The sequence below is a fragment of the Achromobacter sp. Marseille-Q4954 genome (assembly GCF_943737025.1).
Taxonomy (GTDB): Bacteria; Pseudomonadota; Gammaproteobacteria; order Burkholderiales; family Burkholderiaceae_B; genus Achromobacter; species Achromobacter bronchisepticus_A.
Window position 1 is genome coordinate 2,236,430 of the sequence record NZ_CALSFQ010000001.1, and the last position, 23,355, is coordinate 2,259,784.

The window sequence follows — 23,355 nt, forward strand, 5'->3', positions numbered from 1 at the left end:
CTCCCGGACCGCACTCCAAATACGACACTGAAATCCTTTACGTTGAATACCTAGACGCGATGCCTCTGAAATCCGTCCAACGTATTCTGGAAGAACCGCGCAAATGCTTCGGCTCGAATTTTCCAGCTCCAAGGCTTGATGGATTCCAGATTCTCTGCAGCCAGCTTGGCGAACAATGAACGGTCTTCATGGAACTTGCGAATGGCGGCAGCGATGGCTTCGGGCGTCCGCTCCGAGACAATGAACGCCTTCTGTTCCGGCCCCATCACTTCCGGCACGATGCCGACGTCCGTCGAGACGACAGCTACGCCGCAAGCCATGGCCTCGAGCACAGGGTTGGGCGTTCCTTCTATTGCCGACGGACACACGTAAAGATCGATGGAATGGTAATACCCAGGCATGTCGGCATGGGCAATGAAACCCGTTTGCCGATCCGCGAACCGTGTTTCGATCGGCACACCCTGTTCGCGCAGCAACTCGATCGCCGGCAACAGGATAGAGTGAAACCCCTTCACATCGGGCAGCTCCGAAGCCCACTTGCTATTCCCCGCCCAACCTACAACGATCGGCCGGTCACCCATATTCTGGTAGTACGCGGGACTGCGCGGCTCAAAAAGCTCCAAATCGACGCCATCCTGCGCCACGCACGCCGGCGCCGGCATACCCGGTATCGTGCCGTATATGCCGGCGAGCCGCTCCGACGCCACCGTATAGCCCGTCGCTCGATCCCGGAAAAAGGGAATGCGTTCGACGATTTCACCGCTATCCAGATGCAAATGATCGTAGACCGAGGTGGTCACCGGCTTGTTCTTGATGAACCGCCGCTCGAAGTCTGCAAAACTGATGCCAGTCCGTTGAATGCAGCCATGCGTCCATTCATGATCGACGAGGCGCAGATACTCGCGCCAGAAGAAATGCACCAGATGACACTCCGCGGCGGCCATGAATATGTGCCCCACCTCCGGCAGATCCTGCGAGGAGATCACTTTGAAGTCGAATCGATCTCCCAGATGGCGCTGCAGTTGGCGCGCGATATTGGAAAACGCCCATCCCTCGACATCGATGACCAATGCAATCTTTGGCCGGACCGCCGACGATGGCGGCTCGGTCGCAACAACCGATTCCTGGGATGGCTCGCTTAGACCCAGAGTTTCGTGACGCAACGCCAGCCAATGCTCCAGCCCGTCGCCCCAGATATCGAAACCGTGCTTGCGTTCCATATAGCGCGCCGATTGGTAGATGACGTTGCGCGAGAAACGCTCCCGCTCATAGTCTCGGTCGCTGTCGGAAACTGGTGGGGGATGATCGTGAATCAGGCCCAGCACGGAAGTCGTACCGACCTTGTAGCCTTCCTGGAACAAGCGAATGGAGAAATCGATATCCTCGAATCCCACGAACATGTTCTCGTCGTAACCGCCCAAGCGTCCAAACGTCGACTTCTTGAGCACACAAGCGCCGCCCAACAGGAACGTCGACAGAAACGGTTCGAGTGCGTTCGCGTCCAGCACCGCCTGCCTGCAGGCGCTGCCTGCGCCCAGGTGCAAGCCCGCCGGCTCAGTGCATACATACAGGTGTCCGCCCGCGGCAAAAACCGTCTGACCGTCGGGATTAAGCAAGGGCACATTCAGGAAATGGCAACCCAGCGTGGCAATATCTTCCTGGATCCTGGGCAGGATATCCATCGTGAGAAAAATGTCATTATCCAGACACAATACCCATTCCGTGCACACCTCGGGCATGGTCCGATTGCGCCCCCCCGCCACGCCGTAGTTCTTGTCCAACCGCACGATGCGGGTACGGAACGGCATTTCCTCGCGGATCGCGTGTAATTGATCCACGGTTTCCTGGCCGGAACCGTTATCAATGATCAGGAATTCGCCAGCGAATTTCGGAATGTGCTGCGCGACTGAACGAAGAAGCTTCTCGGTCAGTGCGGCTCGGTTAAGCGAAAGGCAGCTGATGGTGAGGTTAACGCCATTTGGACCAATGTTTGCCAAGCTACCCGGCTGTTGATGCAGTACTCGATGTCTGTCGTCAGAAACATACGAATAGGACCTCAACCCGGGCACCAGCAGGTTCTCAATTGCCACGACCACTCTTCCAGAGATGACGGTATAAGAAAATCATTATTTTACGTAACCATGACGGAATTGCAGAACTGATTCTTGCGTATCGCGCAGCAGCCCATTCCAATTCACTGTTGCGTTGAGTCAGTATGGCATGTGATTGTTGAAGTATTTCGTGACTATGTTGAATTGTTGCGCTCGTCTGCTCAAGCGCAGAATAATTCTGTTCCGCCACTGTCAATCGGTGAACGCGATCGCCAAGTTGTTCGCGGGTTAGTTGCAGCTCCAAGCCCAACGCTTCCACACGCAGTGAAGCGGCACGCAATTTGTGCTCCCAGTCGATGCGTTCGCCATTGTGCTGTTCGAGTGCCGCGTGCTTCTGTACCAACTCAGAGTGGACCCGCTCAAGTTCGGAGTGGTTCTGCTCCAGCAATGTCAGGTGGTGGACACGCTCCCCGAGCTGCTCGCGCATGAACTGGAACTCGACGCCCATGGCTTCCACGCGCAGTTCCGCTGCCCGCAATCCACTGTCCAAATCGGCCTTTTCGATTCGATGCTTGGCCTCCTGCGCAGCCAGCGCCTCTTTCACTGAAGGCATATGGCCCTGGAAGATGCCGGTACGAAACGAATCCATGGATAGCGGCAGAATAGCCGCGCCAGCGCTGACGCCTCCTTCGGCAAGCTCCCCCTCCCCCCAAAGCCCCAGGAAATAACTGGCGTTGGCGGGTTGCGGACCCGCATTGCGGTCAGCCGGCACCATAAAGCCCGCCGTCATGGGAACCGTTTTGAGCATTTGCAGCTGCCCACCTTTCTCCTCGTCCGACGGATAACGCTCGTAGCCTATATTCAGGAAACCTGTCGCCGGCCCTCCCAGAAACCACCCCCGGGCCTCACCGAGCACGCCTTCGGTCTGCGACTTGAACTCGTCAAAATGATATTTCCGCAGGTGGTATGGATTTTTCTCTTCGTCAGTCGGAAAATACCACCAGTCATTGGGACAACTGATAGCAATGAATCCCTCGGGTTTCACCAGGCGTTTAAGGTTGCTCAGGAACTTAATGGGATCGCTAACATGCTCAATCGTCTCGAACGACACGATAAGATCGAAGCTCTCCGGTTCGAACTTATCCAGCAGGGTCTCGCCCTCGCTCTGCACGAAGCGGACATGCTCACCGCTGAAATGAGCATTTGCCGCTTGCAACGCTTCAGCCGAAACGTCTACCCCCACCACCTCGGCCGCGCCCCAACGCGCCAGCAAATGGGATCCGTACCCCTCGCCGCATGCAATGTCCAGCACGCGTTTGCTCAAGCAATAAGGGCGGGCAAAGGAGTACCTAGCGATATGAATGGCGGCTTCCAGCCCGTCATATCGTGAACTCTGATCAAAGCTCAATCGTTCCATTCTATTCTCTCAATATCGATGGCTAATTCGTTCATCGCGCTGCTTCGAGCTTGAATTCCCACTCGCGCGGCAACGACACTATGCCCACCGCCTCAAAATTGTCCACAACCTGAAACGCGCACACATTGGTCGCATCGGCGTGCACCACGAATCCGCCCTCGTCATTGATTGCCACCCGCCACTTGTAGCTTCCACCCAAAAGCGGAAAAGCGGGAAATTTCACAGAATAGGTTCCGCTTGCACACCCATCATGCGGGAGCATGCCTTCCATCAACGTCGTGGTGCCGCAGATATAAAGTCCATCGTGACGATAAAGATTGAACACAAAACTGATTTTTTTTGGCACATGGCTGCTCAGCGCATGAAATGCTACGTTCAGCCGTAAATCCTGCCCTGTTGCAATTTCCGCGATGCGCTCGTCGCTGCCTTCGCGCGTGAGCCAGACATCGTCGATCACGAAGAGCTTTTCGGGTTCGCGCGTCGGTGCAGGGTTGGGCGCAGCTTGCACGGCGGGCTCCTGCATCACGGCTTCTTGAACCTCAGCCGCGACAACCGCCTCGTCGTCCGCCCCCACGCCTGCGTCGGGCGCGTCCTCGGGAGAAGACGTATCCAGCACATCCAGCTCCTTCGGCATCGCGGCGGTGTGGCCATGACCTGCCGCAGTCTCGCGCTCTTCGAACTCGCGCAAAGCGGCCTGCATGTCGATGGTATAGCGGTCGATGACGCGGCCAGCTTGCCCAAATTCGATCTGGCGGCCCTGGTTCAGATAGAGGGCACGGTTGCAGATCGACTTCACCTGATATTGGTCATGCGATACGAATAGGATCGTGCAGCCGGCATCCCGGATGTCGTAGAACTTCTTCAGGCATCGGCGCTGAAATGCCGCATCTCCCACAGCCAGGATCTCATCGACGATCAGGATTTCCGGCTCCGTATGCACGGCCACCGAAAATGCCAGGCGCGCGAACATGCCGCTGGAATACTTCTTGACCGGGCTCTCTATGAACTCGCCGATATCCGCGAATGCAGCGATCTGATCGAAGCGGTCATTGATCTGCTCATGCGTCAGTCCAAGCAGGGAGGCATTGAGATAGACATTCTCCCGCCCGGTGAACTCCGGATTGAACCCGGCGCCCAGCTCCAGCAGCGCCGCCACTCGCCCATGGGTTCTTACGGATCCCGTGGTAGGCGTGACCGTGCCGCAGATCATCTGCAGCAAGGTCGACTTCCCCGATCCGTTACGACCGACAATACCTACGGTTTCGCCCTTCTTCACATCAAAGGACACGCCCGAAAGAGCCCAGAAGTCTTCGGAATAGCTCTTGGGTTCACGCCCGAACAGATTTGCGCCGCGCGCGAACAGCGCCTGCTTCAACCTGTCCTGAGGCTTCGCGTAGATTGAATAGCATTTGCCCAGGTTCTCTACATGAATCGAGGTGTTATCAGAGGACATCAGCAAACCCCCTACGGACCTTCTGGAACCAAGCCAGGCCTAGAAAAAATATGACGGTCCCCACCAGCGTGTAAATCCCCCAGGAGAGCCAATCCATCGTCTTGCCGAAGATCAGCACATTGCGGGTCTCTTCCACAACGAAGGTCATCGGATTGAGCTTGACGTACCCCTGCATCCGCTCGGGAATAGCGGACAAGGGATAGAAAATAGGCGAGACGAACGTCAGCACGATCGTCAGCAGCGACACCGCTTGCGCCGTATCGCGGATGTATACGCCGAGCCCTGCCAGGAACCACGAAATCCCGAGAGTGAACAAGGCCAGAGGGACGAGGACCATCGGGAAATACACTGCGGTCCAGGGAATGTGCCCTAGAAAAATGAGTTGGGCGATGACCAACACGACGAAACTCACCAAAAGGTGAAACACCGCGGAGCCGAAGCCGATGACAACCAAAGTCTCCAGCGGAAATACGACCTTTTTCACATAAGTGACGTTGGACAACACCATGGAAGGGGCTCGGTTCAGGCATTCGGCGAACAGGTTGTTCACGATCAGCCCGGCGAATAGAATCACCGCGAAGTCACCATGGGATTGTGTCATGGACGCTCCCGCCCCAGCCCACTTGGCCTTGAACACCACCGAAAAAACGAAGGTGTAGACCAGCAGCAACAGCAACGGGTTGAAGAAAGACCAGGCCAAGCCAAGCACTGACCCACGATAACGGCCCAGCACTTCGCGCTTTATCATCTGCAATATCAATTGCCGATGGCGGGTCAGCATGCCTCGCAGCAGCTGGAGCACTTCCATAATCAAGACAGACCTCTCATAATCGATAATTCTTCAGTTTGCTCGACTGCTCGACTGCGGCCGCAACGCTTTCAGCCGCCGCGCCGCTCGTCCCCGTATGGACCTGGCACGCCGATAGTTTCTGGTTACGAAACTCCCCAGGCGGGCCAGGGCGGTAATGACCGAGGCTGGCAAGCCGCCGATCTCATCAAGTGATTTTCTTACTTGCGCGTCCTGGCCGGTCGACGCATTCCACTTGGCCACCGCGTACTGCGCGATGCGCTCCTTGCGCACGAAATCGCGATTGCCATTCAGCAAATAGGAAAACTGTTTTGGACCTGGATAAGAGGGCGTTTCATCCTCCATGCGGATCCACGGCCGTGGGATTACCAAGCCCGGCGCCCCGTCGCTCGTCAAATCCCACAGGTACTTCAATTCTGCATACTCGCCGACGCCTGCATCAAATAGATCGAGTAGCAGCCGTCCAGCTTCCGTTCGCATCACACTACGCGTAAAGGGGCTGCGCCCCGAGGTGGGAGCAACATCAAGGAACAGGGGCAATGCATAAGCGTGAAGGCTGGCTCCTTGGTAACGCCAACAGCTTACATAGGGGAGGTCCAGCCGAGCCGCCAATACGCGCGCCGCGACCGTCAAAAACCGCGGATCCACGCGATCCGTTGCGCGCAATACGAGCAACGCATCCAAGGCCCTCACGGATTGCAGGTCCAGCGCACGTCCCGACGCATCGACACAATGCACATTGCTGCCAAAAAGCAGCGCCGACGCCTCATCCGAACTTGCGGCGACGCGCAGCAGCACAGCGACTTCACAACCCGCCTGCGACAGAGTTTCACGTGCATGCCGGGATGCCTCGAAACTGTCTGCCACGACCAGCGCCAGGGTCCGGACGGTCGTAGTCGATGCGGATACGTCTTCGATCGCGGCGGGCATGTCGTGGTAAACGCTAGCCACTTCGTCCGTTACGACGGGATAGGGATAGGCCAGCGTAGCCCTTAGCGCCTCGTCGTCCCACATCCGATCCATGCAAGACAACAACGCATCCGAAGAGCCGGCGTCGAACGAAAGGCAGTTGCGCTCATTCTTAAAAAAGTCCGCAAAGCCTGGAATATCGGAAACAACCAGCGGCACGCCAGCCGCATAAAGCTCATGCGCCGCGTAGCAGAATGACTCGTAGCGATTGGGAAAAACGGCGAACCGGACCTTCTTCAACAACTGCTCCACCTCCGCATGTTGCATATGGCCCAGAAAGTGAAATCGCGCGCGCAGGTCCGTCGGAATCCGACGGGTCAGATAATCGACATACGGATACGCACCATCCGGCGGTTGATTCGAGTCGCCGCCCAGAAAATAAAATTCTGCCGGTAGCTCCGGCCGTTTGCGCAGCCACGAGATGGCGGCATCCACCAACAGGTCCACACCCTTTATCGCGAACAAGCGCCCGTAAAACAGCACTCCTTCGGCCTGTGGCTCGACCTGCACAGGTGCAAGCGTCTTGCGCAACGGCGGCACTGCGACAGCTTGGCGACCCTGCGTACGCGGGTACAGAGGCTTGAGCGACCGCTCGTAAAAAGAGTTGGACGGCACGATAACCGTATCGGCCAAGGCCAGCGAAGCCCGCTCCAACGAATAAAGCGCGTACAAATCGGGATGCAGCGAATTCGTCAAATCGACGGTATCCATTGCCTCAATCGTGGCATGGAATCGCACCGCCATCCGCGTCCCTTTGTAAGCCTCTAAAGCAATTTTCTCGTTCAGAGCATAGAATGCGGTGCCGTAATAGTCGAAGAACTCAATCAGCTCGGGTGTTTCCAGCGCATGCACGCGCAGAGCTGCCTGATGCAACACATACGCCCGCCAGTCGTACCAGGAAGTAAATCCCACCGGGTCCATGGCCTCGCCGCCCACCAGCGACTGAGCACGATACGCCACGCAATTGTGCGGATTCGGGAGCTTGAGGCGTTCAACCTTTTCGAACCGTTCAAATATGTCTTCGGCAACATCAAGCAGGAACACCACACGGTCGCCCGCCGCGAGTAATTGCGTCGCCAGATTGTGCAATAGCGCACCGCAACCGCCGCGGGTCACGGGGTAAAGCTCGTAGGTAACGAAACAAATGGTATGCATCAGGCCAGGAACCGCGCGATCGTCTCAGCCGCCGCGGCGTTGTGCCGCAGCGCGTAGACGCGGTAAGCCTCCATGATCGCGTCCCGTTCTAGCAGCACTCCCTTGATCCGCTCGGCAATCTCCTTGGCATCGTCCGGCACCCGCACAACGAGCTTTTCATGCAAGTAGGGATCATCCTCGAAGTAGGGCGTATTCGGTCCGACGATGCAAGGCACCCCCGCAGCGAAACTCTCCAGCGGTAGCATCGGCGCGCACTCGTTCAAGGTGACATACAGATTCACATGGCAGGTCGCCAAGTGCTGCGGCATTTGGGCTTGCGGTACCATGCTGCCGACGAAGTCATAGGCAACGCCAAATTCCTGGCAGAACTCCCGCATGCGAGGCGACGCTACCGAGCCCACAACCATTGCGCCATCGATCATCGAAGCCGCAGCAAGCATCTCATAGGGGGGCTTGTGCTTGAGTTCGGATATGCTCCAGATACCCAGCCTGGCAGGTCCGGCAGCGAGCTGCGAAGCGCCCGACGGCACTTGGCGGTATCCATTCAGCAAATATCCCGCTTCCACGCCGTTATGGCGCAGCACTTCATCCTGTCCGCGCTTGACGCAACCGATGCGCCGGATCTTGCCCTGCCGCTGTAGCGCACAGACCAGACGGAAGCTGCGCCAGGCGTAGTCTTCGCTAGCCTGCATGAACGTGCCGTGCCACACCGCGTAGAGCGGCAGATGGTTGGCCTCGCGGCGCAGCGCCTCCACCAGATACTGGTATGTGTAGGGAAAACCCTGAAACACGATGGCCGAAGGCCCTCGTTCGGCCAGGCGCAACGCCAGAAGCTGTGCATAAGCCGGCGTCAGATCATCGCCCACGCACAGCAGCTGCTCGAACATTTGGGTTGCCGAACTGCGTATGCCCAGCCAGTCCGGGTGGGCCACGGCCACCGGCTCGCCTACTTGAATCGCTTCCAACGCCGCCAGCATGTCCGGCGGCAGCTGCACAGGGGGAACTCGCTGCGTTTGCATGGGGGACACTGTCGGTACGGCCGCAGGCGACTCGGCTGCTGTACCGGCAACCTCGGTCTTACTGCGGGCCAACATGCGATAGAGCGTTCCCAAAGGGCTGCGTGAGAGCATTGACCCAACGCGATACGCGGTGGACTGGCTGATCTCGTCATGCCGCTGGGCCAACTCGGCAAGCTGCAGTTGCGATTGAGCCAGTTGCGCCTCCAATCGCTCTATCGCCGCAACATCGGGAGAGGGGAGCGAACTAGAAGGCGCTGACGACTCAGCTCCTCCCGAAGAACGGGCGGCAGGCATCGGACGAATAGTCATGTAGTTGTACGTCAAGGATCGGAACGACCGGACCGACAGCGACGAAGCGGTATCACCTGAACAACGGCTTCCATCGAGCCACGGAGTGTCGGCGAGGTTCCGCACGCGATATGCCGCAGAAGAACGACTCACACAAGCGCCAGGATTTTAGTTCAAAAAGCTCAGTTAGCGATGATAAAACCAGCCCGTTGTCATTCTGCTGTCATTTTGTATAGATATTGCCAGATTTTTCTTTGCGTGACTTCCTGCCCCCAAAGCTCTGGGAGAGAGTCATACAGATGAACGAGGTACGACCACACCCGCCAGCCAGCGCATAAATAAGTAATTCGCCACAAAGGTAAATGGAGTGGCGATTATTTTCGCTATAACAGGGTGAACTTCTAGACTGGATATCAAATTTACTGCCAACGACGCCGCGGCAACAGCGACGACCTGATACGTCCAATAAGATAGTAGTTTTCGAAAAACATAACTTCCGCGGTATTTAAATATCGGACGCAGCGAAGAAAAATAAACAAATGTGACCGCAACTGTCGCAGCGATTCCATTCGCGTAGCCTGGAGTCATCCCAACATTGCACAAGAAGGTAAAAATAGAAAAATCGATCAACCAACCTATTCCGGATATCATGCCAAATTTAATGAGCACGATGCCCCCTCCGCAAGACGCAAACGCCATTCCGTCCATGCCAGCAAGGGCAGTAACGTTCCCAAAATCTGCAATTCCGCCAAGTACAGAAAAACCGATGCCGGTTGCATTAACCAGAAAACTGCCACACGCAGAAGCAACGCGGCCGCGAGTAGTGAGGATGCAGGAAAACGGCGGAATCCAAAAAGCAACACCAAAGCGAACAATACCTGCAGTGCTCCCAGCGCGATGCGCTCATACCAGCTAAGAACTTTTGTCGTCATCTCGGGAAACAGATGAATTGGAGGCCGATACCCAGCAAGAATCACCATACTTTGCCAATAAGCATCTTTTCCGACCATGTAATCAGAATAAGGTGGCAGCACAAACGGACGATCAATGTACTTTTGAGCCAGCCATGCAGATGCAGCATCCATGCCCAGAGCCTTAAGGGAAGTGATCGTACGGAGCGTGGCAAACTCAACGGGATGTTTTGCGGCATTCATGACAAAGGCCTTCTGCAACTCTGCCAGGATCTCCGGAGTTCCCTGTCCTTTCTCCGTTTCGTGCCAGTAGACCACGTCCGATGGCGTCCAATGTTCAATCGAGTGACCCACCTTGAGCACCTTGCTCAAGGTCTCCGACAACTCTGCACGCTCGGCGGACTTCAGCGCGTCTCCACGCAGCATTCCCACCAGTGGATTGACAAACGCCGATTGCTTGTACAGCCTCATCTCCCCTTGCCCCCGGTCGCCGCTGTCCATCACATATCGCACAACTGCAGGCGTCACCCCCAGCCAGAGCACCGCCATTGCCAGGCATGCCGGCAATGTTCGCCTCCACCCTCGTCCCAACGCGAAGCCCGCCAATAGCGCCCCTACGAAGACGACATTGTCCGTGCGCAGTAAGACCGCCATCGCTCCAAAAATGGCCAGGAGACAATAATGTAATGCAGGTAATGATGAGCCTATCGAGCGATACCGGATCAACAATGCGAATGCATATATCCCAAAAGCGCTGAGCGCCACCCCGTTGACCGCATCGCGCAATTCGGTTGCGGCGACCATCGTGGTTCCCGTAAGCAAGAGCATGCCGGCCAGATAGGCACATACAAGCCAACCTTTCGCACCTGCATGCAACGCACGCAGCGCCACCCACGACGTAGCCAAACCGACCAGCAGCACTTTCAACAGTAGAGATAACTCCGGCCCACCGAGATTGAGCATAGCAGAGATGTACAGGGGATATCCGACGCCATACCACAAGGCCATCCTACCAGTACCATGCTGAATAAATGGACTAATCGCATCCGAACGGATAATACTAGGCCAGGTTACGCCGATGGTAAACAATGCCCAGCCGCCGATAATTAACAAACAATAAACTGCGGCCGAACCTTGGACACGGTCTCTCAGCATGCGCAGCAGCTTGTATACCTCGCCCAGCGGAAGCAATAGCAACACACACAACCCGGCGATCAACGATGTGGCGAACCGTCGAGCCTGATCGGCATGAGACAAGGGCGATGAAATTCTCGGATAGGCAAATTCATCCGCCCCAAGGGAATGCAAGGACGCGAAAGTCAATAAGCTGGAGGACAATCGCAAAACCGCCGCAGGCGCACCAGGAACGTTTATCCGCACCCGTTCTATGGCCCCCACGGGCCCGGTCCAGGCACCGTACTTCAGGTATGCGCTCGACCAGGCTACCAACATGCCATCTTCATACGGCCAGCACACTAGGAAACGCCGACCAGCCGCAGAAGCGCCATCCTTTTCGGCGGGCAAATCAGGGGCCGCAACTACAAACTCCGTTCCTACACTCATGACGCCTTGGACGCTAGCTTGCCTATGTGCGGCAAACTCCGCGACCAGAGGCCGGTCCGGACTGCATGTAAGCGAGGTTGCCACCGCCCCGCCCCCACCTTCTTGCTTCCAAATTGCTAGCGGAGCGATGTTCGTTCTTAGAGTCAACGCAGCGGCATCGCGCGAAACCACAAATGCTTGGTTTGCATAGTTTGCAATCGGCAAGGGCAGTCGCTCCGCATAGCCGGCGCCCGTACCGAGGAATGCCGTCGCGTCACCGGTCCTCTCCGTTGCCCCGCCCACATCGACGAGCAGCAACTCTACATCGCCCGCAGCCGACATGTGTGCTGTACTTAGCCAGGCGAGAATACCAGTCAATATTGCGGCGTAAGCCACGCAATACCGGAAACTCAAGGGTTTCTTAGCCGTGCGGGCACATAGCAAGAAAAGAGCCCATGCAAACAGAAAAGTAGACAACGCCCTGAACGGCACAGAAATAGGGGCCGCAACGGGCTTCGGCAGCGCCACGTCCACGCTATCAGGCGTTGGAGAATAGAGGTCGATTCTGGAACGTTGACCGTCAGTTGCAACTTCAACCACGCCGGAATATGGACCTTTTCCGAACCGGATGACAGCCCCCTCAGACCAGCGGCCCGGAACTCGAATAGTCTTCTCCGTACTTTCGAAGCCAACCACGGCGTTGCCGCGAGACGCCCAGCCGTCAAAGCCCTTGACGCTCAACTCCTGCCAAGGCTGACCCAATCCAGCCATCCAAACCTCTGCTGCCAACGCTGCAGGATGCTTCTCCCCGGTGACTGTCAGCGTGACAGTCGGGTATGTAGAAACAGAAGGAGCTGCCTGCCAAAAGGCCAGCGCGGACAGAACGGCGACTATTGCGGGGAACGCCAGCATCCCCAAGGGCGGCCACTCGCGGTTCGGCAGGAAAATGGCTCCAAGGACGACCGATGCTAGCAGCACAAGCGGCCCCCGAGCGGACAGCGTGTCGCCCGATGCCAGCACATAAGCTCCGGCCAATACGACCAAGAGCCCCCCTGCAAACAGAATTTTCCGCATCATATGTCCGCGCATTTCCAGACCGTCACAGGACCGGAGGCTGTGCCTCCAAGAACTGCTTCAGTTCAGCAGGAGTCCCCAAAGGGATCACTGCCGACAGCGGCAAGGGCTGCACATATACCTGCTTATCCTGTTCCAGCATCCGGTTATACATAGGAGCGATGTAACGTTCGCCCTTGGCCAGACCTTGCCCATCACTAAAGAAATCGCCGTACAGCTCACGGTAAAGCGCGATTGAACTAAAGCCGTAAAGTCCAACCGTGGCCCAATTCGAAATGCGTTCCTTTTCGCGCATTTCCGTTACGCGCATGTTCTCGTCGACACGCGCGAAACTCCAACCATTTCCCGCGCCCTCGAAACACGGAATCCAACCGTCGCCTCGAACATTCTCAGGAGCAAGGCTGTCGGGATGTACGAATGTGTCAATGTTGTAGACAAATACCGGCACGTTATCGTTGTGAGCCGCATTCATCCCTAACATGGCGGTCGTTGCTTGTCCGTCCGTAAGGCCGTCGATCTCCACAATCTGCGGCTCGACAATGGTTAGCCGTGCGCACTCTGCCTTGATGAACTCGGACGCTTGATCCTGCCTTTGCACAATAAAAATGGGCTGCGCCTTCACTTTCCAAAACTGGCGCAGACTCAACATCGACCACGCGAACAAAGTGCGGCCATGCGCCTCGATCTGGTACTTTGGGACATCCCAGCCAGCGTCTCGAAACCTCTTTCCCAGACCGGCCATCGTGATGATTACGATCATTCCTTTCCCTTCTCGACGCCCAGCAAAGCGAGTATTTCTTCGTAGTTCAGACGGCAAAACTCGTCAGGCCTGATAGTGCGATCATCTACGTAGAATCCGTCAGTTCCAGGCCAAGGCTTTCCGAGATGCACTTCGTTGAAGGGAATATCGTGTTTCTTCAGCCAATCCACGAGTACTGGTAGGGTATTGGCATTGAGAAGGCCGGCATTTCCTTGATACGTCCTCATATTCCGTGACGAATTCAAAACAATATAGAAACCAGCACGGCTATATTCCTTGAGCTTATCGACTACGGACCAAATTGGTTCAACGTCCGCATATGACTGCTCGGGGCGTCTTATCTCGCAGAGTGTTCCATCGACATCAAAAACCAATACCTTCTCGCTGCGGATCATAAAATCAACTCCAATACGCCTTATCTTCAACCTGATCAAGTATGCGCTGCGCGTTCAGCAAAAACGCCAATACCTTCAAGGGCGATTCGCTATGCAACGGAGTCATACTAATGAATAGCGAGGCTTCGAACAGCCGCACGAAGCGAGGCACGAACCCGGCTTCCTCACAGTGCTTCCGAAACGTGCGGATATACGAAGTGTGGTCGCCGTCCTTGATAACCAGCTGCGGCCGGTTAACGTCGTCCAACTCGATTCTGAACAAACCTGCATTGATAAAGTCGTATGCCCCCTCAACGGAATGCGAAAGCTTCGCAATATCATAGTAGGCAGGCATGTACAGGTCTTCGAGACGTGAGCCACCACGCGCGTCGATGAATTTCATCGTACCTTCCGCGCGCCCGTACAGAATATTTGAAAAGCACAGGTCACCATGGCTCAGAACCGGGCGCGGAAACCTCACATCCTTTGTCAAGAGGGCATATAGGCGTTGGTATCGTTCGAACAGTGCGCGCACCCCGCCAAATGCGACCTTACATTGCGCCTCGAGCCCAGGGAAAATATCCGTACGCTCAAGCGGGCCCACCCTCTCGGCGACCTTCGACAGAAAAAGGCCTTCGTGTTCAGGACTGGCGCCAGAATCAGCACGCTCTACCCGAGCGCTCACAAAATGAAAAATCCGGCGTAGCATCTGCTCAAATTGCTGCACCGTAAACGCACGATGAGTCCATTGCACCGCCACATCCGGAACAAAGAGGCGCTCCATTTTGTAGCTGGCGGTCTCCAACTCTTCCTTGAAACCATAGGGCTGCACGAAGTACCGCTGCATCTCCGCCGGCAGCAGGGCAAAAAAATCGAACTCGCGCCGCAACTTCGCCTTGTCGCTAGAACGCTTGAGTACTGTGAACCGGTCGGTGGCCGCCACGGAATTGAAGTGTCGAACGTCGAACGTGGAAGTGGCTACCGACAGGAACTGCGCCGGGTCCCTCAGATCTGCCATCCCAATATCGTCAGGGACAGGCTCGAGATTCGCCACTAAATCTACCAAGATCGCGCGATGATCTCCTCGGCGCATCGCGTCCAAAAAATCGGCCGCATCCGTTCCCACCAGCACGACGACGGGTAATCCCTCGAAAACATCACCGGCCCCTGCAGCGACCACGACCCGAACCGAACACTCAGCCAAGCAAAGCTTCTCGAGATAGACGGCGAGCGTCGCCTCATCGTTCAGCATGGCAAGGTAGGATGGCACATACACAACCCTGGCTCCATCATGCAGGGCCTTGCGCACTTTATGGTCATCCAGAGAAGTGCCTCGATCCTCCACCAGCAACTGCACATTGGGGCGCAGCCGCTCCACTGCGGCACGGATACGATGACGAAGCGTGCGTCGTCTTACTCGCAAATCTGCGAATCTGGAGAGACTTAGGTGGTGGCTTACATCGCCAGGGACATCGAAAGTATTATCGTAAACAACCAGCGTTGTCATCGCGATTTCCAGTAAAGCCGCGACCATTCAGACGCTGGCGAATATAGGGAAATAGGGCAACCAAGCCAAACACCAGTACCAACAGCGTCTGGGACAATGCAGTCATCGTCCACAACTTCATACCCGCGCTAGATTCTACCTGCGACAAGCCAGGTACCAGCTTAGTGAGAAGCTCAGTAAAGCCCGTAATAGCGGGAAAATCTGGAGCCATGACACTGGCAATGGCAAACAGTTCAAAGGTCCATATCAGCAACGTGAGTATTGCGAAAGTCGCCATGCGTCCCCTGAGAATTCTTCGTGCATCCTCTGCGAATGTCTTCATGTAGGCGATACTCCGCATCAGGCGGACAGCGCGCCGCCCAGAATACAATCGCATGATATGCAGATTTATGCGAGGTAAATTCTCAGGCACGACCCATAAGAAAATTAGCGACAAGGCCACAAACAGCAGTAATACGCCGATGAGCGGCAACAGCAAAGGCCGGGCGTCCTGACTCGAGTACGCCAAGCCGATCGCCGCCAGCGATAGCAATGCGGCATCGAATGCTCGCTCCACCCAGACGACCACCAAGCCAAATCGCGGCCCTTTGGTACTCCACCCGATTTCCAGTATGCGAATGAGCTCCCCCGTCTTAAACGGCATGGCGAGCGAAACAGCGGTTGTATACCAATACAGTCGCAACAATTCCCTCAACCTGCCGCCGCCGATAAGAAGCCACAATCGAGCCATGCGCACCACGTGCGAGGCCAAATACAGAACCAAGCTGACTACCAGCATCTGCATGCCGGCCGGCCCATGCTCGAAGGCTCGCATCACCTGCGGTACAGTGACATAAAACGCCCAAACTACACTACCGACCCCGAGTACGAGTGTTGCAAACCTAAGCAACCTAGAGCATTGACGCATCTTGGGAACCCTGGTCCGCGCGATTCGAATAAACAATCGTGGAAGTGTACTTCCCGCTTTCCCTGCCTGAATGATTCTTCGCAAGGAATGATTTTTTCGCAAAAGCGAATTCAAGCAGCAGCGAGATAGTTCGCTTGGCTTGCCGGAAGAGCTTCACATTGGATAGCTGGTCGTCCTCACGCCATGATATGGGGAAGAACCGCAACGACCAACCCCAGGCAGCTGACGCAAGAATCATGTAATAATTGAAGGTGAGATCGTTGCCAAAATACCGCCACTGGGATTTTTTCAGGGAGTTTACCTTATACAAATTGAGGCCCGCGCCCAAATCGTAAAGCCGCTGCCCGGCGACCGCCGAAAAAAGGCGATTGAAAACACGATTGCCAAAAGTCCTGAAGGCCGAATAGCCCTGCAAACGCGAGCCTTTCATAAAACGCGCCCCTAGCAGGCAATCCACATCCCGATGCTTCCCCGCAGCAATCAACGGCAGCAAGTCGGCGACATTGCCCTGATCATCGCCATGCAATACGATCAAATAATCGAAATCGTGCTCGATCGCAAAATCGAACGCGGCCTTGTGCGAGCCGCCAAGTCCATAATTTTCATCATTCCGAGCAACCTTTACAGGCATCGCCAACTTGTCCGCCGTCTGAATGGCAACTTCCACCGTACCATCTGGACTACGATTATCCAGAACAAGAATTTCGCAATCCAGGCCTTCCACTCCGGATAACTGGGTCAAGGTGCGGGAAATCTGCTTTTCGCACCGGTAGCACGGGATAAAAATCAAGAAGCGCTCGTTCTGAGCCATTCAACCAACCTCAATAGTAAGCACCAAAACCTGGGGAGAGCCGACGTCGGCCGCTACAAACTCAGCGTCGCACTTTTCTCATCGATTTCTTTGCAGCAGCCCGTGCAGCGCGCTGTTTTTGGCTGATCACCATCCACTTCGGCATCCTGAACAGCACTAGCCTACGATAGAGACCAATATACAGAGCCGAAAAGAGCACCACAAATAGCATCAATAGAAGCTCATTCTGCCAAAATAGTACTGCGGGTAGAACCGCGAAGGACGAGAGCAGCCACAGGTATGGCGACGTCATGGCATTGCGTTGCGTCTTGCGCCGGATATCGCTCGAGCCGACCGCCCAGCGCACCAGTCTCTTGTAAATGAGCATGTGCAAATGCACGCCGTCTGGCAGACCAGGAGACTGTCCGCGGAGCAACTTCTTCCGATACATCGAAAACAGCGTCTCGAACACCGGATAGATGCACAACAGCAGGGGAAACCATGCCGACACATTGGGATGCCGCGCGATCATCAAGACGGAAACCACCCCAATCATGAAGCCTATGAAATAGGCCCCGCCGTCCCCAAGAAAAATTAGACCTCGTGGGTAATTCCAGACCAGAAAACCGACGATCGCACCCATCATCCCGACTGAAACAGTAAGAAGCAATCGATCGCCGATATAATAAGATACGTATGCAAAGCCCGCAAAAATCATTACAGAAACAACGGCCGCCAAGCCATTATATCCATCGATAATATTGATAGCATTGGCCGCACCTGCGATAGCTATTGCAGTAACAACAAATGAAATCGGACCAAACTGCAACAACCAGTCGACACCAACAATATTAAGCCGATCGAGCGTGGCGCCCAGAAAATAGTATGCCGCCATCCCCGAAATCATGGCAAACATCAATCTCGACAAAACCCTAACTTTCTTTGTGAAGTCTTCGGCCAAGCCACCCAAAAATGCGGGCATTGAAACCGCCAGCAATATTAGCGGCTCATAATCAAGGGTCGGCTCGCGCAAGGTTGCTAACACCATGACGAGAGCCATCGCACACACAAGGGAGATCCCCCCGACTCTGGGGACGGGTCGGTCGTGATATTTCTGTACGCCTTTCGTTTCATGATCGAGAAAAAAATGACCATGGAGCGCGTTAAAACGCACCAACAACATGGTAACGATCAATGAAACCAGAAAAGCGACAAGCAAGTAAAGCATATTTTATTGACATCCGCTGAACCAGGCATTTTATTAATTAGATTGCCTTGCACTTTCTATTCGATCAACAGATTAGCCAATTTACCCACTTGACCTGTTGCCCTTCACCTGACTGCTTACTACTATCGCAGCCCAAGCGTGGAGGTTATCGTGCCATACGCGTTATATAAATACCTTTTCTGCAACGTAAATAACGCGAAATTGCTTTTCTTTCGTTGCAAGAAGAAGCGGCGGGCGCGAATTTGAACCTGCCATGCGTATCGCATGACGGTCACACTACGATCCACGCGGCCCGTCACGACTTCCTAAGCACTACAAGAAAAGGCTCCGTACCAACGCGGCCAGATCGTAATGCGCAACGACTGCCGCGCGAAAGGGGTAACGACGACCGCTGTGTGGTGAACACCACACATCGTCACAATCCTATTGATGCGTCCCCCCAACACTGCAGTGTCGCCGCAGCGTGCTCGAACGCTGAAATTGTACCCGCCCGCGCGAGCCCGCGTCCAACCACGACGAAACCCCAAATGCATGATTTTGTACCTAGACCTGCCTGAATTGTGACCCCTAATAAACGATAGCTCAGGACGGCCAGTTTCCTTTTCCGCAGCGCCTCACTTGGAACAGAAGTAGTTTTCCGCCGCATTTCAGCGGATTGCGTGGCCTTTTCCGTATTGGTGCATGCGTGTCAGGCAGCGACGTGCGCTTTCGCAGTATCATCACCCGCTCACAGCCACCGGCTCAGCGCCCCGAGTCCTCTGCCTATCTGCACAAATGTGCGCCCAGCGCTGGGACGCAATGCTCATGTTCCGCGCCCTAGACCGGAACGCTGCCCCACCCGCGCGCTACGCGCCGGTAAATTTTCTCTTCTATTTGTTCCGCCGCATGACCCTTGCTCTGGTTCTACTGACAGCCCTGTTGCCCATCGTCAATCTGACGACCGGCGGCGGCAGCGGCCTTTTTTATGCCCTGCTGCTGGCCTGTATGCTGCGCTGCTTCACGCGCGAAGGAGGCATTCAAGCAACCATCAACTCACTCGGCAACAACAAAGCTGTCATCGCTGCGATGTCCCTGCCGTTGATTGCCATCGTGGTCAGCCAACTGGCACACGGAACGGTCCACGCACCGTCATTGGAGCGGGGCGCACGGTTTTCCATCGCCTTTCCCATCATGCTGGGCGCATTTCTCTCTGTCGACCGTCAAGCACTACGGCAGGCAATCTGGGGGTTCCTGGTCGCCGGCTGGGCTGCTACAGCTACCATACTTTGGCTGAGCCTGCCGAATTTCAATCGCCCCGACACCCCCGAGTACAACGCCGTTGGCTATGGCAATTTGCTGCTGCTGACGCTCGTTCTCGTCGCCTATAGCGTGCGTTGGAGCCTCACGCGTCATGCCCGCGCCGAGAAGACATTCAAGACGATCACGGCGATTGTCCTGTTCGGCGCGTTCGTCCTCACACAGACTCGCACCGGCTGGATGGCCGTTCCGTTTTTTTTCGCCATAGGCCTGCTGCTTTTCGGCAATTTCCGCCATCCGCTCAAATTGGTCGGCGTCATTGCGGTCGGCCTTGCCCTGCTCGTCGCTCTGGGCGCCAGCAGTCAGGCTCTGCGGGAGCGGGTTTCGCAAGGCTTCCATGAGGTCCAAGAATGTCAGTCCGCCAACACCATTGCTGACACGTCCGTCTGCATACGCTTCCAGTTGTGGCGCGCCTCGGTACAGATGGTGGAAGCTTCTCCATGGACAGGCCTCGGGTCTACCGACAAATTCCAGAACGAATTGCAGGCCCGCGTGGCCACCGGCGTCGTGTCCCCGTTCGTGGCGTCAGATTTCGGAGAACCCCACAACGACATGCTGCACATGCTGACGAGTTTCGGCCTGCTTGGCGGCATTGCACTGCTGATGGTCTATGGTGTTCCCGCTATCGTTTTTCTTCGCGGATTTGGCGCACGCCATCCGCAAGCATTGCGTACCGCCGCAGCGATGGGGTTGGCGCTGACGGTCGGTTTCGCGATCTTCGGATTGACTGAATTGATGTTCCGAGGCATGCGCACGATCAGCCTGTACGTCGCGCTGGTGGCATGGCTCATTGCGCTGAACACTCCAGACGAAAAGGCGTCGCATCTCGCCAGGCAGTAGCCAAACGCGACAAGCAGTATCACAATGGGCATGTAAGGCTCTTCCAAGGAGACAATCATGCGCATTGCAGATGCCCAGTGGATTCCTTCAACCCAGCACCAGACTTGGGACGCTCTGACGGATCCGGCCGTTTTACAGCGATGTATCCCCGGATGCATCGCTGTCGACAAGCGCAGCGACACGGAATATGCGGTCACGCTCCGGGCCAAGATTGCCGGCCTGGACACGGACTATGACGGCGAGATCCTGCTCTCGGACGTCAATGCGCCTGACAGTTGCACCCTGGTGTTCGAAGGCAAGGGCCGCGCGGCCTGTCTGGCCATCGGCACCGCCCAGATCAACCTCAGCACCAAGGACCAGGGCACACGGGTGGCCTACACGGTCGCCGGGATGACGGGGGGCAAGCTGGCCGAATACGGCGAAGGGGTGGTGCTGAAGGCTGGCGAGAAGATCATCGAAAAGTTCTTCGCCGCCTTCATCGACTACATGGCCGTCCAGCCTCGCCTGGCACCGCCGCCCCCTCCCCCCGAACCGGAGCCGCGCGGGCTGTCCAATTCGCGTTGGTCGTGGATCATGGTGGTGCTGGTCATCGCGGTCTTCTGGGGTTATCACGCCTTCTATAAGTGAAATCCCTGACGCGCGGGTGATATGCTCTGCGGCATGACGCCGCCGCCCGAATCACCGCCCCCCACCACCCCCGCCCATACACGACGCGACCTGCTGATGGGCATGGCGGGGGTTTCGGCGACGGTAGTGCTGGCCGCGCTGGATTCCACCATCATCAGCACCACGCTGCCGCGCGTGGCCGAGGCGCTGAACGGCATGGCGCTGTACGCCTGGGTGGGAACGGGCTATTTGCTGGCCACCGCGGCGTCCATCCTGATTTTCGGGCGGCTGGGCGACATGTTCGGCCGCAAGCCCCTGATGTTGCTTTCGGTGCTGATCGTGGCGCTGGGTTCCATCGCCTGTGGCCTGTCGCAAACCATGACCCAACTGATCATTTTCCGGTCGCTGCAGGGCATAGGCGGCGGGATGATGATCGCGACCGCGTTCGCCGCGCCGGCTGACCTGTTCCCCGATGCCAAGCAGCGGGTGCGCTGGATGGCGCTGGTGTCAGCGGCGTTCGCCATGGCCAGCGGCATCGGCCCGGTCCTGGGAGGGGCGGCGACGCAGGCGCTGGGCTGGCGCGCGGCCTTCTTCATCGCGCCGATCGCGGCCGCGGGCGCGTTCTTCCTGCTGGCCCGCTATTTCCCCCGCATCCGACCGATCCACGACGGCAGCCGCAAGATCGACTGGCTGGGCGCCATCCTGCTGGTGCTGGCGGTGGGCGCGCCGCTGGCCGCACTGGAATTGGCGTTTGCCAGCGGCGACCACGCCCACCCCATGCTGGGACTGGCCCTGGCCGTGGTGGGCGTGGCGGCCATTGCCATCCTGATCCCGACGGAACGGCGCGTGAGTTCCCCCATTTTCCCGCTGCGCGTGCTGGGCGGAGCCGAATCACGCCTGCTGAACCTGGCGGCGATGATGGTGGGCGCGGTCATGTTCGTGCTGATCTTCTACAGCCCGTTGCTGTTGCAGCAGGTGCTGAACTACACGCCCAGCGAAGCCGGGCTGCTGCTGACGCCGCTGGTTGCCGCGATTTCGGTGGGCAGCATCATCAACGGCCGCCTGTTTCCCAAGCAGACCGAACCGCAGCGCCTGATGGTGTTCGGCGGCTGTCTGTTGGCGGCGGGTTCGCTGATGGTGCTGTTGATCTCGCCCGGAACCTCGGCCTGGTGGATCCTGGCCGCCTTCTTCGTCAACGGCTGCGCGCTGGGCTTTCTGCTGCCGAATCTGACCCTGTTCATGCAGATGCTGAGCGAACGGCGCGACGTGGGCGTGGCATCGGCCCTGGTGCAGACCACGCGCGCGATAGGCAGCGCGCTGGGGACGGCTGTCGTCGGCATCATCATTTCCCACAGCACGGTACTAAACGGAGTGCGCGCGGGCCTGGTGCTGTGTATTGTCCTGTCGCTGACCTGCGCCTTGCTGGCCTACCGGGTCAAGATGAAGAACCTGGCTACAAACCGCAAATGAGCCCCTCGCGGGACTGAAAATGCGTCAACGCAACTTGCTGGATCTGCTGCTCCTGGCCGCAGTCTGGGGCGGCTCCTTTCTGTTCATGCGCCTGGCGGTCCCGGAATTCGGGCCGATCGCGCTGATCGAGCTGCGCGTGGGCCTGGCCGCGCTAGTCCTGCTGCCCGCCGCGCTGTGGCGCGGCAAGCTGCCCGTCATCGCCCGGCACTGGAAAGCCTTGCTGATGGTGGGCGTGCTGAACGCGGCCGTGCCTTTCCTGTTGTTTGCCTATGCCGCCCAATCGCTGGGCGCCGGCTTCCTGTCGGTGGCCAATGCCGTGACGCCAGTGTGGGGCGCGGTCATCGGCTGGCTGTGGCTCAAGGACAAGCTGCCCTGGACCCGCTGCCTGGGGCTGATGATAGGCGTGGTCGGCATCGTGGTGCTGGTGTGGGACAAGCTGAATTTCAGCGACGGCGGCACGGGGCCGGCGGTCCTGGCGGCAGTGTCCGCGCCGGTGTTCTACGGCATCGCCGCCAACTGGACCAAGCGCTTCCTGACCGGCGTGGATGCCCTGGCCAACGCCACCGGCAGCATGATAGGCGCGACGCTGGTGCTGCTGCCCCTGGCGCTTACCCACTGGCCCGAATCGCCCGCGTCCATGCAGGCCTGGATCGCCACCATCCTGCTGGCGGTGGTGTGCACGGGCGCGGCGTACATCATCTTCTTCCGCCTGATCGCCAATGTCGGCCCCACCGGCGCCGTGAGCGTCACGTTCCTGGTGCCGATCTTCGGCGTGCTGTGGGGGTCGTGGCTCCTGGACGAGAGCATCACGCCGTCGATCGCCGCAGGCGCGGCCATCATCCTGGTCGGCACCGCGCTGGCGCTGGGACTGCTGAAGCGGCGCGCCTGAG

18 protein-coding genes are annotated in these 23,355 nt (G+C 57.1%); 4 read left to right on the plus strand and 14 right to left on the minus strand.

The genetic code is table 11. The features are described 5' to 3' along the window. Positions 1-50: 50 nt before the first annotated feature. The 14 genes from NGK62_RS10520 to NGK62_RS10585 all read right to left on the minus strand — a co-directional run bounded on the left by NGK62_RS10520 (position 51) and on the right by NGK62_RS10585 (position 18,253). Positions 51-2,090 (minus strand): glycosyltransferase, encoded by a 2,040-nt coding sequence (locus NGK62_RS10520; protein ID WP_124260379.1) that lies wholly within the window; start codon positions 2,088-2,090, stop codon positions 51-53. After that, positions 2,080-3,468 (minus strand): class I SAM-dependent methyltransferase, encoded by a 1,389-nt coding sequence (locus NGK62_RS10525; protein ID WP_251878277.1) that lies wholly within the window; start codon positions 3,466-3,468, stop codon positions 2,080-2,082. The genes NGK62_RS10520 and NGK62_RS10525 overlap by 11 nt, the downstream gene beginning before the upstream one ends. A 31-nt stretch (positions 3,469-3,499) precedes the next feature. Continuing rightward, on the minus strand, positions 3,500-4,921 hold the full coding sequence (locus NGK62_RS10530) for an ABC transporter ATP-binding protein (RefSeq protein WP_251878279.1): 1,422 nt from the start codon (positions 4,919-4,921) through the stop codon (positions 3,500-3,502). Further along, entirely contained in the window at positions 4,911-5,729 is an 819-nt protein-coding gene (locus NGK62_RS10535; RefSeq protein WP_118933523.1) for an ABC transporter permease, read from the minus strand. Before NGK62_RS10535 ends, NGK62_RS10530 begins: the two co-directional genes overlap by 11 nt. A gap of 33 nt (positions 5,730-5,762) precedes the next feature. Then, positions 5,763-7,853 (minus strand): glycosyltransferase family 4 protein, encoded by a 2,091-nt coding sequence (locus tag NGK62_RS10540; protein ID WP_251878281.1) that lies wholly within the window; start codon positions 7,851-7,853, stop codon positions 5,763-5,765. Then, positions 7,853-9,079, minus strand: a complete 1,227-nt coding sequence (locus NGK62_RS10545; protein ID WP_251878283.1) for a glycosyltransferase family protein — start codon at positions 9,077-9,079, stop codon at positions 7,853-7,855. The genes NGK62_RS10540 and NGK62_RS10545 overlap by 1 nt, the downstream gene beginning before the upstream one ends. A gap of 372 nt (positions 9,080-9,451) precedes the next feature. Then, positions 9,452-9,829 carry a GtrA family protein gene (locus NGK62_RS10550; RefSeq protein ID WP_251878285.1) on the minus strand — a complete coding sequence of 126 codons (378 nt, stop codon included), beginning with the start codon at positions 9,827-9,829 and terminating at the stop codon, positions 9,452-9,454. After that, positions 9,808-12,690 (minus strand): hypothetical protein, encoded by a 2,883-nt coding sequence (locus NGK62_RS10555; protein ID WP_251878287.1) that lies wholly within the window; start codon positions 12,688-12,690, stop codon positions 9,808-9,810. Before NGK62_RS10555 ends, NGK62_RS10550 begins: the two co-directional genes overlap by 22 nt. A 22-nt stretch (positions 12,691-12,712) precedes the next feature. After that, entirely contained in the window at positions 12,713-13,447 is a 735-nt protein-coding gene (locus NGK62_RS10560) for a glycosyltransferase family 2 protein (protein ID WP_251878289.1), read from the minus strand. Beyond that, positions 13,444-13,842, minus strand: a complete 399-nt coding sequence (locus NGK62_RS10565; RefSeq protein WP_118933529.1) for an HAD family hydrolase — start codon at positions 13,840-13,842, stop codon at positions 13,444-13,446. The genes NGK62_RS10560 and NGK62_RS10565 overlap by 4 nt, the downstream gene beginning before the upstream one ends. A gap of 4 nt (positions 13,843-13,846) precedes the next feature. Beyond that, positions 13,847-15,328, minus strand: a complete 1,482-nt coding sequence (locus tag NGK62_RS10570; protein ID WP_251878291.1) for a capsular biosynthesis protein — start codon at positions 15,326-15,328, stop codon at positions 13,847-13,849. After that, positions 15,303-16,112 carry a lysylphosphatidylglycerol synthase domain-containing protein gene (locus NGK62_RS10575; RefSeq protein WP_223124324.1) on the minus strand — a complete coding sequence of 270 codons (810 nt, stop codon included), beginning with the start codon at positions 16,110-16,112 and terminating at the stop codon, positions 15,303-15,305. Before NGK62_RS10575 ends, NGK62_RS10570 begins: the two co-directional genes overlap by 26 nt. Positions 16,113-16,218: 106 nt before the next feature. Continuing rightward, positions 16,219-17,046 (minus strand): glycosyltransferase family 2 protein, encoded by an 828-nt coding sequence (locus NGK62_RS10580; RefSeq protein ID WP_251878293.1) that lies wholly within the window; start codon positions 17,044-17,046, stop codon positions 16,219-16,221. A 61-nt stretch (positions 17,047-17,107) separates the two neighbouring features. Beyond that, positions 17,108-18,253, minus strand: a complete 1,146-nt coding sequence (locus tag NGK62_RS10585; RefSeq protein ID WP_118933533.1) for an MraY family glycosyltransferase — start codon at positions 18,251-18,253, stop codon at positions 17,108-17,110. Between the two features lie 804 nt (positions 18,254-19,057). Between NGK62_RS10585 and NGK62_RS10590 the strand changes: the two genes are divergently transcribed. The 4 genes from NGK62_RS10590 to NGK62_RS10605 all read left to right on the plus strand — a co-directional run bounded on the left by NGK62_RS10590 (position 19,058) and on the right by NGK62_RS10605 (position 23,354). Continuing rightward, positions 19,058-20,389: an O-antigen ligase family protein gene (locus NGK62_RS10590; protein ID WP_251878295.1), complete on the plus strand. Its 1,332-nt coding sequence runs from the start codon at positions 19,058-19,060 to the stop codon at positions 20,387-20,389. A gap of 57 nt (positions 20,390-20,446) precedes the next feature. Continuing rightward, a complete protein-coding gene (locus NGK62_RS10595) occupies positions 20,447-21,016 on the plus strand; it encodes an SRPBCC family protein (protein ID WP_059374061.1) in 570 nt (189 codons plus the stop codon). 96 nt (positions 21,017-21,112) lie between these two features. After that, complete coding sequence (locus tag NGK62_RS10600) at positions 21,113-22,465, plus strand: MFS transporter (protein ID WP_059374165.1); 1,353 nt, start codon at positions 21,113-21,115, stop codon at positions 22,463-22,465. Positions 22,466-22,484: 19 nt separating this feature from the next. After that, positions 22,485-23,354, plus strand: coding sequence for a DMT family transporter (locus NGK62_RS10605; protein WP_059374060.1), 870 nt, complete (start codon positions 22,485-22,487; stop codon positions 23,352-23,354). The last annotated feature ends 1 nt before the right edge of the window (position 23,355 follow it).